Source organism: Smaragdicoccus niigatensis DSM 44881 = NBRC 103563, from assembly GCF_000380645.1.
Lineage (GTDB): Bacteria > Actinomycetota > Actinomycetes > Mycobacteriales > Mycobacteriaceae > Smaragdicoccus > Smaragdicoccus niigatensis.
This window is the reverse complement of record NZ_AQXZ01000016.1, coordinates 285,890-296,928: the sequence shown is the minus strand read 5'-3', so window position 1 is coordinate 296,928 and position 11,039 is coordinate 285,890. Positions and strand designations below refer to the sequence as shown.

Annotated in this window: 10 protein-coding genes; 8 read left to right on the top strand and 2 right to left on the bottom strand. The window is 64.8% G+C overall.

Translation table 11 applies throughout. From position 1 onward, the window contains the following. Nucleotides 1-40: 40 nt before the first annotated feature. Nucleotides 41-1,084: an alpha/beta fold hydrolase gene (locus tag F600_RS30345; RefSeq protein ID WP_018160839.1), complete on the bottom strand. Its 1,044-nt coding sequence runs from the start codon at nucleotides 1,082-1,084 to the stop codon at nucleotides 41-43. 217 nt (nucleotides 1,085-1,301) lie between these two features. Here F600_RS30345 and dapA point away from each other — a divergent pair, with 217 nt between their 5' ends. From dapA to F600_RS0111840, 5 genes are all read left to right on the top strand, one after another. Then, on the top strand, nucleotides 1,302-2,228 hold the full coding sequence (dapA, locus tag F600_RS0111860) for a 4-hydroxy-tetrahydrodipicolinate synthase (RefSeq protein ID WP_018160838.1): 927 nt from the start codon (nucleotides 1,302-1,304) through the stop codon (nucleotides 2,226-2,228). 56 nt (nucleotides 2,229-2,284) lie between these two features. Further along, nucleotides 2,285-4,018 carry a ribonuclease J gene (locus F600_RS0111855; protein WP_018160837.1) on the top strand — a complete coding sequence of 578 codons (1,734 nt, stop codon included), beginning with the start codon at nucleotides 2,285-2,287 and terminating at the stop codon, nucleotides 4,016-4,018. Between the two features lie 2 nt (nucleotides 4,019-4,020). Then, complete coding sequence (locus tag F600_RS0111850) at nucleotides 4,021-4,644, top strand: TIGR03085 family metal-binding protein (RefSeq protein WP_018160836.1); 624 nt, start codon at nucleotides 4,021-4,023, stop codon at nucleotides 4,642-4,644. Nucleotides 4,645-4,719: 75 nt separating this feature from the next. Further along, complete coding sequence (locus tag F600_RS0111845) at nucleotides 4,720-6,276, top strand: serine hydrolase (RefSeq protein ID WP_018160835.1); 1,557 nt, start codon at nucleotides 4,720-4,722, stop codon at nucleotides 6,274-6,276. A 133-nt stretch (nucleotides 6,277-6,409) separates the two neighbouring features. Beyond that, nucleotides 6,410-8,908: an FtsK/SpoIIIE family DNA translocase gene (locus tag F600_RS0111840; RefSeq protein ID WP_081628811.1), complete on the top strand. Its 2,499-nt coding sequence runs from the start codon at nucleotides 6,410-6,412 to the stop codon at nucleotides 8,906-8,908. Nucleotides 8,909-8,981: 73 nt separating this feature from the next. On the opposite strand, the gene F600_RS0111835 is transcribed toward F600_RS0111840, so the two are convergent. Next, nucleotides 8,982-9,518, bottom strand: coding sequence for an amino-acid N-acetyltransferase (locus tag F600_RS0111835; protein WP_018160833.1), 537 nt, complete (start codon nucleotides 9,516-9,518; stop codon nucleotides 8,982-8,984). Nucleotides 9,519-9,577: 59 nt separating this feature from the next. Between F600_RS0111835 and pgsA the strand changes: the two genes are divergently transcribed. From pgsA to F600_RS0111820, 3 genes are read left to right on the top strand one after another with little or no spacing between them, the layout of a single operon-like run. Further along, nucleotides 9,578-10,162 (top strand): CDP-diacylglycerol--glycerol-3-phosphate 3-phosphatidyltransferase, encoded by a 585-nt coding sequence (pgsA, locus tag F600_RS0111830; RefSeq protein WP_018160832.1) that lies wholly within the window; start codon nucleotides 9,578-9,580, stop codon nucleotides 10,160-10,162. Continuing rightward, nucleotides 10,159-10,677, top strand: coding sequence for a CinA family protein (locus F600_RS0111825; protein ID WP_018160831.1), 519 nt, complete (start codon nucleotides 10,159-10,161; stop codon nucleotides 10,675-10,677). The genes pgsA and F600_RS0111825 overlap by 4 nt, the downstream gene beginning before the upstream one ends. Before the next feature lie 38 nt (nucleotides 10,678-10,715). Next, on the top strand, nucleotides 10,716-11,039 hold the full coding sequence (locus tag F600_RS0111820) for a helix-turn-helix domain-containing protein (RefSeq protein ID WP_018160830.1): 324 nt from the start codon (nucleotides 10,716-10,718) through the stop codon (nucleotides 11,037-11,039).

The following is an 11,039-nucleotide window of genomic DNA, read 5'->3' as shown; positions in this document are numbered from 1 at the left end:
CGGCGAAACGGACGTCGAATGGCGACCTGAACGAACCTGCTCACGCGCCCCGTCGTTGCCCGAGGTCCGCCATCGCCTGATTGATCACGCGGGTGACAAGGCCGTCGACTTCGTCTGCCTTCTCGAACACGACGATGTGGCCGCTTTCGGGAATGATGACGTGCTCGACGCCCGGGATCTCGGCGGCCGCGGCTTTGGACAATTCGGGAAGGACGATGAGGTCACTGCCGCCGGTGATGACCAGGCACGGCGCCTTACCCAACGCCGGCAGCGACGCCATCTCCTCGTGCGCGGCCAATGCCAGCAGGTATTCACCCATCACGTCCAAGTGGGCCGCCGAAATGACCGCCAAGAATTCCTGCTTGGCTTCTGCGGATGACCTCCGGTCGACGAACAGGTACGAGAAGGGCCGGTACAACCCCATCCCGAGAGCTCTCACCAGGTAGGGCCGCAGCACGTTTGCGATCTCCAGCACGTTCGCCGTGGGGCTGACAATCCGATGGGCGACTGGGATGTTGCGGACCACCGCGCGGATCAACGTCGAACCTTGCGCTGCCGTGCTGATGAGCACGCTGGCCACAATGCGACTCCCGAACAGTTCGGGATGGATTCCAGCCAGGGCCTGGATGGTGAACGAGCCCATCGAATGCCCGACCACAACCACCGGGCCGTTGGGCGCCACCGCGTCGATGATCTCGGTCATGTCCTCGGCGAGGAGACGGACGCTGCCGAGGCCCTTCGGTCCGCGCTCGGACTTTCCGTAGCCGCGGTGGTCGTAGAAGACCCGCCGCACCGGCAGTCCCGACAGCGCTGCCCGCTGGTGTCGCCACGTGGTGAGGTCCATGAACCAGCCATGTGCGAACACAACGGTCAGTTCAGCGGATTCGGGCCCGTCGATTTCAACGTGCAGTTTCGTGCCATCCGACGTCGTGACGGTCCACTCCTCACCGCCATGCCCGATTCCGCGGACAAGACGGACCTGAGCCCGCCGACGCCGATAGATCTCACCGCCGGTGACTGCGCTGGCGGCTGCACCCGCGAGCACCGCGAGTTGGCCGATTTGTTTCGGGGACGGACCGCCCATGGTCTTCGCTCCTGTCACATGTCGAAGGCACCGTCGCGTTATCGCTGGAGCGCCCCACTCGATGCTTACCCCGGGAAATCGGTTGCCTCTCCGGATTCGCGATGTTGGTGCCCGCACATGGGGAAACGCGGGGTCCGATAACGCCGACCGCGCGGGTGTTCAAGAGCATGTGCCGTCAATGGAGACTCCAGGTTTGGCTGACGGTAGCCTTTTGCTCATGACCGTTGCCAGTGCCGCCAATCTCAGTGGTTCAGCGGCTGCTCCCCACCTGCCGTTCGGCACCGTCGGTGTCGCGATGGTGACCCCGTTTACCGCGGACGGCAAGCTTGACGTCGAGACCGGTATCGCAGTGGCAAAACACCTGGTCGACGGCGGTTGTGATGCGCTCGTCCTCGGTGGAACGACGGGCGAATCGCCGACCACGAGCGACGACGAGAAGTTCGAACTCGTCCGTGCCGTGAAGGACGCTCTCGGGGGCCGCGCGAAGATCATCGCCGGTGCCGGAACGTATGACACCGCACACAGCGTTCACCTCGCGCGGGAATCGTGCCGCGCGGGCGCCGACGGACTGCTGGTCGTGACGCCGTACTACTCGAAGCCGTCACAGGCCGGATTGATCGCGCACTTCAGTGCGGTTGCCGATGCCTCCGAGGTTCCGGTGATGTTGTACGACATTCCGCCCCGGTCGGTGATTCCGATTGAGCCCGAGACTGTGCGTGTTCTGGCTGAGCACCCGCAGATCCAGGCGGTCAAGGAAGCCAAGGGCGACCTCCAAGGTGGTGCGGAACTCATCGCCACGACCGGCCTGCATTTCTACAGCGGTGACGACCCGCTGAACTTGCCGTGGCTGTCGGTCGGTGCCGTCGGCTTCGTCAGCGTCATCGGACATGTCGTGCCGGGCAAGTTGCGCGAACTGCTCACGGCTTACCAGGCCGGCGACATCAAGCGGGCACAGCAGGTCAACCTCGACCTGCTCGCGATGACCCGGGCGATGATGAGCATCGGCGGTGCGCCGGGCGCCAAGGCCGGTGTTCGGCTGCTGGGCATCGACGCCGGCGACCCTCGCTTGCCGGTCGTTCCCGCAACTCCGGAGCAGGTTGCCGGCTTGGCCGCGGAAATGCGCGCCCAGGGGGTTCTTGCGTGACCGGTCCTGGTCGATCGCGCAAGGCGACGAGACGAAGTGGTCCACCGACCAAGCCGGTGACTCCGAACGCCGCCGCGACACAGGTTCCGGATAGCCGTCAGACCGGCAATCCGACCGACTCGTTGGGGACGCCGCCGAAGGCGCCCAAGAACGGTCTGCGGATCGTTGCGCTCGGCGGCATCGGCGAAATCGGCCGCAACATGACGGTTTTCGAGCACAAGGGCAAGCTGCTCATCGTCGATTGCGGAGTGCTCTTCCCGGAAGACCAGCAGCCGGGCGTCGACCTGATCCTGCCGGATTTCCGGTACATCGAGTCGCGCATGAACGACGTCGTCGCGTTGATCCTCACCCACGGTCACGAAGACCACATCGGTGCGGTGCCGTTCTTGCTTCGCCTGCGGCCGGACATCCCGGTGGTCGGCGCGAAGTTCACGCTTGCCCTGGTCGCGGCCAAGTGCCGCGAGCACCGGCTGCGCCCGACGCTCGTCGAGGTCATCGAAGGGCAGACCACCAACCACGGTGACTTCGAGTGCGAATTCTTCGCGGTCAACCACTCGATCCCGGACGCGCTCGCGGTCGCGATCAAGACGTCGGCCGGCGTTGCACTGCACACCGGCGACATCAAGCTCGACCAGTTGCCCCTCGACGGCCGGCTCACGGACCTGGCCGGGTTCTCGCGACTCGGTGACGAAGGCGTCGACATCTTCCTGGTCGACTCGACGAACGCCGAGGTCCCGGGCTTTGTCATGCCGGAGCGGGACATCGGTGGAGTGCTCGACGGCATCATCGGCAAGGCCCGCAAGCGCGTCATCGTCGCGTCGTTCGCGAGCCACGTCCACCGCATCCAGCAGGTAGTCGATGTCGCGTTCCGACACGGTCGGCGAATCTGCTTCGTGGGCCGCTCGATGGTTCGCAACATGCAGATTGCGCAGGATCTCGGCTATCTCACCGTGCCCGACGGCCTGGTTGTCGACATGGAGCAGGCCGCCACGCTCCCACACGACAAGCTCGTCCTCATCTCGACCGGCTCGCAGGGTGAGCCGTTGTCGGCGCTCTCGCGGATGGCTCGCGGTGACCACCGCCAGATCAACATCCGGCCCGATGACCTGGTGATCCTGGCGTCGTCACTGATCCCCGGCAACGAGAACGCCGTGTTCGCGGTGGTGAACGGGTTGGCTCGCGTCGGCGCGACCGTCGTGACCCAGCAGAGCGCGAAGGTGCACTGCTCGGGGCACGCTTCCGCAGGTGAACTGCTGTTCCTGTACAACGCTGTCCGGCCCCGCAACGCGATGCCCGTCCATGGCGAGTGGCGTCACCTGCGTGCCAACGGGGCTCTGGCAGTGGCTACCGGCGTTCCCGAGAATCGCGTGATTCTCGCCGAGGACGGCGTGGTCGTCGACCTCGTTGACGGCGTCGCAAAGATCACCGGCCGCGTGCCGGTGGGACATGTCTATGTCGACGGTTTGTCGGTCGGAGATGTCGGTGAGCCGACGTTGTCCGATCGCCTCATCCTCGGCGAGGGTGGATTCATCGCGATCACGCTCGCGATCAACGCCACGACCGGCCAAGTGGTCGGAACTCCGGAGCTCAATGGGCGTGGGTTCTCCGACGACCCGGCCGCACTGAAGGAAGCCCAGAAACTCGTCGAGGCCGAGTTGGCCCGCCTGGGCGCGGAGGGCGTCACGGACACCCATCGCATCGCCCAGTCTGTCCGGCGCGTGGTCGGTCGCTGGGTGGCCGAGACTTACCGTCGTCGTCCGATGATCGTGCCGAATGTGATTGCGATTTAGACATGTCTCTTGCGCAGCGTGAACGACAGGCAATGGTGAAGTCGATGCGGTCCGCGGGCCCCGCGGCGCCGACATTGTGCGAAGGCTGGACCGTCAAGGATCTGGCCGCCCACATCGTCATCCGCGAGCGTCGACCCGATGCCGCGCCCGGCATCATGGGTGGGCCGCTGGCCGCCTATACCGAGCGAATCCGCAAGGGCTACACCGAGAAGCCGTTCGATGAGCTCCTCGAGGACATTCGCACCGGACCCCCGGTCTGGTGGATGGGCAAAGGACCCGACCGACTCTTCAATACCAGCGAGATGTTCGTTCACCACGAAGACGTTCGCCGTGGCGGCAACCGCTGGGAGTCCCGCCATCTGTCTGATCGCGACGAAGCCTCACTGTGGGTGATCGTCCGGAACGTCGCTCCGCAGACTTTCCGTTCGGCCCCCGTGTCGGTCGTGCTCGTGACGGACATGGGGAAGCGCTTGGTCGCCAAGAAGTCGGGCAAGCGCACGGTCACGATCACCGGTGCACCGTCGGAAATCCTCCTGCTCGCCTTCGGGCGCAAGGCGGTCAACGTGACCGCCGAGGGAGACGAGGCGGACGTCGCCGCGGTCCTGGGCTGCGACCGCTCGGTCTGAACCGCCGAATTCCGTTACGGGCGTTGGTCTTCAGGCATATCGTCGAATGACGGCGGTACTGGTTGGAGGCGGTCGATGTTCGAGACTGTGCTCGCCCGGATCTCCGCGGCTGCGATCGCCGTCGTACTCGTCGTTCCGGCAGCGTGTGGGTCCAATCCGCCGGAGAAGCGCACCGACGGCTTCGATCAAGGTCGGTTTGATACGGCCATCCGCCGCCTTAATGGCCTCGCTCGGGACGTGATGAATCGCGACCACATTCCGGGGCTGGCCGTCGCGGTCGTCCACGGCGACGACATGGTGTTCGCGCAAGGCTACGGAGTGCGTGAGCAGGGGAAATCGGCCGAGGTCAACGCGGACACCGTCTTCCAGATCGCGTCCATGTCGAAGTCGATCGGTGCGACGGTCGTCGCGACCCAGGTCACCGCCGGAAAGCTGTCGTGGGACGACCCGGTGACACGATTTCTGCCGAACTTCGCGCTCGCCGATCCGTACGTGACCGCGCACGCGACCGTGGGGGACTTCTACGCCCACCGCACCGGCCTACCTGCGGCGGCCGGTGATGACCTCGAAGAACTCGGGTTCGATCGTTCCTACATCCTCGACCATCTGCAGTTCCTACCGTTGGGGCCGTTCCGGGAGGTCTACGGCTATGCGAATTTCGGCACGACGGCGGGTGCAGCGAGTGCTGCGGTCGCGGCCGGGACCGACTGGGAGACGCTGTCGCAGAACGCGATCTACCAGCCACTGGGGATGAACTCGACGAGTTCGCGCACGGCCGACTTCCTTGCACACCGCAACCGCGCGGTGCTTCATGCCAAAACGCCCGGCGGCTTCGCGCCGCTCTACCAGCGCAATCCCGATACGCAATCGCCTGCGGGCGGGGTGAGTTCGAACGTGAAGGACCTCGCCCGGTGGATGTCGATGGTCCTCGGCGACGGGAAGTTCGGCGGAAAGACGATCATCTCGCCCGGGGCCTTGTTGCCGGCGGTCAGCGCACAGATCACGAACCGTCCGGCGGCCGCGCCCGGCGAACTGCCAGGTTTCTATGGCTACGGATTCAACGTCGATCCGCAGCCCACGGGCACGACGGAGATCAGTCATTCGGGGGCGTTCTTCGTTGGCGGTGCGACGCGCGTGGCGATGCTCCCCGCACTTGGAGTCGGAATCGTCGTCCTGACCAACGCGGCACCGGTCGGCGCGGCCGAGGCATTGGCATCGCAGTTTCTCGATGTCGTCCAGACCGGCGACACGAGCCGGGACTGGATCGACTACTTCGGCAAGGTCTTCGCCCCGTTATACGAACCCGCCGGTGATCTGGTGGGTAAGACGCGACCGACGATCGCGGCGCCACCCGATCCGTTCACGTCGTACGTCGGAACCTATTCGAACCCGTACTTCGGCGATCTCGTGGTCGATGTTCAGAACGGGCGGCTGCACGCCGCGATGGGCCCGACGGGGAATGTCGAGTTCAATCTCGATCCGTGGGACGGCAACACCTTCGCGTTCACCCCGCCGCTCAGCAGTGAGGCCGAAGGGTCGTTGTCCTCGGTGACCTTCGATGTCGACGACGGAACGGTCAAACAGGATTACTTCAACCGAAACGGCCTCGGAACGTGGACAAAGTCGGCGTGATGGGCGCATTCGGTGGGGTAGGGGAGTGGTTGACACGCCGAGTGTGACGGGGCTCATGCCTAGCGTCACAAGCTGATTGAGACAGGCGCGCAAAGGTGGGCCTGTGAGGCCGCTGAGGCTACTGTGAATAACTATGGCAGTGAAGACTGGCAGCGGTACGGCGCGGAAATCGGCTGGTAGCAGTAGTGGCAGCCGAACTCCGCGCAAGACGAGCGCCGCAGCGCGCCCTCGCACCCCTGCAAAAGGTAAGACCCCGGCCAAGCGTCCGGCGGCGAAGAAGCAGGCACCTCCACAGACGATGAACCTCGTCGGGAAGGGCATCGCGGCGAGTTGGACGATGGCCGCGCGCGGCGTCGGTGTGACGACTCGCGCCGTGAGCCGGGCCCGGCAGGTCGACAACGGACAACGTCGGGATGGCATCGCGCTGGCACTTGTTGCCGTCACCGCGATCGTCGCCGGCGCGGTGTGGTTCAGCGCGGGCGGACCGGTTGGCGGTGGGATCGACAAGGGGCTGCGCAGCCTGATGGGTGTCGTCGCAGCGACGATCCCGGTGGTGACCGGGTTCATTGCGGTCTGCTTGTTCCGGAGTGAGCCGAGGCCGGAAGCACGGCCGCGATTCCTGCTGGGCTCGTTCCTTCTCGGCGCGGCAGTCCTGGGAATGGCACATGTCATCGCGGGCTCACCCACGACCGTCGAGGGACGTTCGGGTGCCGGCGGTTGGCTCGGATTCCTTGCGGCCGGCCCGCTGACCGAAGGCCTGAGCGCCTGGATCTCGGTTCCGCTGCTGGTCATCGCGGCGGCTTTCGGATTCCTGCTGCTGACCGGCAGCAGTGTCCGCGACATCGCCGACGAAGTTCGTGCACGTCTCGAGGCGCTCCCGCATCCGCACCACGAGGAAGCACCGCGCGCGGTCGCCGCCCCGATCGCCAAGCCTTTTGCCGCGCCACCTGTCACGCCGGAACCCGCCGCGAAGCCCTCGAGAGGTCTCGAACCCTCCGAACTTCCAGTTGAGCCGGTTGTCCAAGTTCCGATGCCCAAGGCAGAGAAGCCGGCGAAGAAGAAGCTTCTCGCGAAGGCGATCGAAAAGGTCGAAGAGAAGTTCGACATGGTCACCGACCGCGTCGTCGACGGCGACTACAGCCTGCCGCCGCTCGACATTCTCGAAGCCGGGGAGCCGTCCAAGCGCGGATCGCGCGACAACGACCGCTTGATCGAGTCGATCTCCGAGGTGCTCGACCAGTTCAAGATCGACGCAGTGGTCACGGGCTATCAGCGTGGCCCGACGGTCACCCGCTACGAGATCGAACTCGGACCCGGTGTGAAGGTCGAGCGCTTCACCGCGCTGCAGAAGAACCTCGCGTATGCGGTTGCGACCGACAACGTGCGACTTCTGGCGCCGATCCCAGGTAAGTCGGCAGTCGGTATCGAGGTGCCGAACAACGACCGCGAAGTCGTCCGGCTCAAGGACGTCCTCGTCGCGCCGAGCACCCGAAAGGACCATCACCCGATGGTCTTCGGTATCGGCAAGGACGTGGAGGGGCACTTCATCAGCGCTAACATGGCGAAGATGCCGCACCTTCTCGTCGCCGGTTCGACCGGTTCGGGTAAGTCGAGCTTCATCAACTCGATGCTGGTATCGCTGCTTCAGCGCGCGACGCCGGACGAGGTCCGGATGATCCTCATCGACCCGAAGATGGTCGAATTCCCTCCGTACCAGGGGATTCCGCACCTCATCACGCCAGTCATCACCGACCCGAAGAAGGCCGCTGCGGCGCTCGCCTGGTTGGTCGAGGAGATGGAGCAGCGCTATCAGGACATGAGCGCGAGCGGTGTTCGCCACATCGACGACTTCAACTCGAAGGTCAGGTCGGGGGAGATCAGCACGCCGCTCGGCAGCGAGCGGGTGTACCGGCCGTACCCGTACATCCTGGCCGTTGTCGACGAGCTCGCGGACCTCATGATGCAGGCGCCCCGGGACGTCGAAGACGCGATCGTCCGCATCACGCAGAAGGCGCGTGCGGCCGGTATCCACCTCGTCCTCGCGACCCAGCAGCCGGTGGTCTCGGTCGTCACGGGTCTGATCAAGGCGAACGTGCCGTCGCGTCTGGCGTTCGGTGTCACGAACGCGACGAACTCGCGCGTCATCCTCGACCAGGTCGGCGCGGAGAAGCTCATCGGTAAGGGTGACGGACTGTTCCTGCCGTCGGACGTCTCGAAGCCGATCCGCGTGCAGGGTGCGTACGTCAGCGACGAAGAGATCCAGGCGATCGTCGCGTTCACCAAGAAGCAGGCCGAGCCCCAATACACCGAGGGCGTCACGATGAAGACCGTCGAGAAACGAGACATCGACAGTGACGTCGGCGATGACATGGACGTGCTGCTGCAGGCGGTCGAGCTCGTGGTGTCTTCGCAGTTCGGTTCGACGTCGATGCTGCAGCGCAAGCTGCGGGTCGGGTTCGCCAAGGCGGGTCGTCTCATGGACCTCATGGAGACCCGGGGGATCGTCGGTCCGAGCGAGGGTTCGAAGGCGCGTGAAGTGCTCATCAAGCCCGACGAACTCGACGGCACGCTCTACATGATCCGCAATGGTGGGGCCATGCCGGAGGATGACGAGGACGACGCGGGGTTCTGAGTTCGGCAGGAGGACCTGACAGCTTCGCCATCGACGTATTTCGATGGCGAAGCTGTCAGGTCCCTTGGCCGTTTCAGAGCGTCAGCAGCATCCGGGTGTTGCCGAGCGTATTGGGCTTGTGTGCGCTGAGATCAAGGAACTCGGCGACACCCTCGTCGTACGAGCGGCGGATCTCGGCGTAGACGTCGGCGCTGACCGGCGTCCCCTCGATTTCCACGAATCCGTGGCTGGCGAAGAATCCGACCTCGAAGGTCAGCACGAACAACCGCCTCAGACCGATCTCGCGGGCGACCTCGATGAGCTGCGCGACGATCCGATGGCCGACTTTCAGCCGGCGCACGTCCGGGTGCGCGGCGATCGTGCGTAGTTCGCCCAGGTCGGCCCACAGCACGTGGAGAGCTCCGCAGCCGACGACCCGTCCGTCGACCTCGGCGACCCAGAACTCTTGGACGTCTTCGTACAGCGTCACGAGGTTCTTCTCGAGGAGGATTCTGGGCGCGTAGATATCGACGAGGGCCTTGATCCCCCGGACGTCGGTCGTGCGGGCGCGGCGAACCAGTACCTGCGTCGAATCCGGGTGAGCGGAACCGGAACTGGTGCTGTCGGTCATGAATGTGAGGGTACAGATCAGGGGCACAACCCACCCCCTGAGCCGGTACAGTCACAGTCGTGGCAGCCACCCAGAGCGACACCCCGTCGAACCTGAATATCGCCAATGCGCTCACGGTTCTTCGCCTGCTCGCGGTGCCTGTATTCGTCTTCGCGCTGCTCTTCGAAGGCGGCGACAATGCCACGTCGCGCCTGATCGCAGCGGGTGTGTTCTTCGCCGCGATCATCACCGACGCATTCGACGGTCATCTCGCCCGTCGCTATGACCTGGTGACGGACTTCGGCAAGCTTGCGGACCCGATTGCGGACAAAGCCCTCATCGGTGCGGCGCTCATCGGTTTGTCCTTCTTGGGCGAGCTCGCCTGGTGGATCACGATCGTGATCCTCGTCCGCGAGCTCGGCATCACCGCGATGCGGTTCGCCGTGAAGAAGTACGGCGTCATGCCCGCCGGCCGTGGCGGCAAGATCAAGACCGTGGTCCAGACCGTCGCGATCGGGTTGTACCTTTTGCCGCTCGTGGAGGGCACGGAGTTGTTCATCCTCGGTGTCATGTACCTCGCAGTCGCGCTGACCGTCCTCACCGGGCTGGACTATGTGGTCGATGCGTATCGATTGCGTAAGTCGAGTATCGCCACGGCCGCATGAGTTCTGATCCGCTGCTGTCCATCGCGCCGGCGGCCGAGTTCGTCGCTGCGTTGACCGCCGCCGGTCAGACCGTGGCGACTGCCGAATCGCTGACCGCGGGCCTGGTGGCTGCGACGATCGCGAGCGTCCCGGGCGCAAGCAATGTGCTGCGCGGCGGCATCGTTGTTTACGCGACCGACCTGAAGGCTTCTCTCGGTGGAGTTCCCGAGGCGGAACTGGCGGCTGATGGTGCGGTCTCGGAGTCCACGGCGGCGCACCTCGCAACACATATCCGCTCGGTGACCGGGGCAGATTGGGGCATTTCGCTGACCGGAGTCGCCGGTCCGGACCCCCAGGAGGGGCATCCGGCGGGCACTGTCTTTATCGGAATTGCCAGTGCCGCGGGAATATCTGTGCGGCTATGTTCGCTGAGAGGTGATCGTTGGGACATCCGGTCCGCGGCAGTGGAAGTGTGCTTGTCAGAGGTGCTCACTAGACTCGCGGGTGGATTGGGGAACCAAACCACGGTCGAATAGCGTTAAACGCTGTGAGAGCCGGCAGATAGGAGGGGACCATGGCGCAACTCATGCGTGAAGCACTCGGTGAGAGTCTCCGGCGTGCACGAGTCGAGCAGAGCCGTACGCTCCGCGACGTGTCGACGTCAGCGGCCGTCAGTCTCGGATATCTGTCGGAAGTCGAGCGTGGTCGTAAAGAGGCTTCGAGTGAACTGCTCGCGGCAATCTGTGACGCCCTGGAAGTCGAACTGTCGGACGTTCTGCGCGAAGTGAGCGACACTCTCGCTGCCGACGTCGCGGTCACGACGGTGTCGTCGCGTATTGCGGACGACACGAAGATCGTCATTCCGGCGCCGAAATCCCCGGTGTTGTCTGCTGCGTGA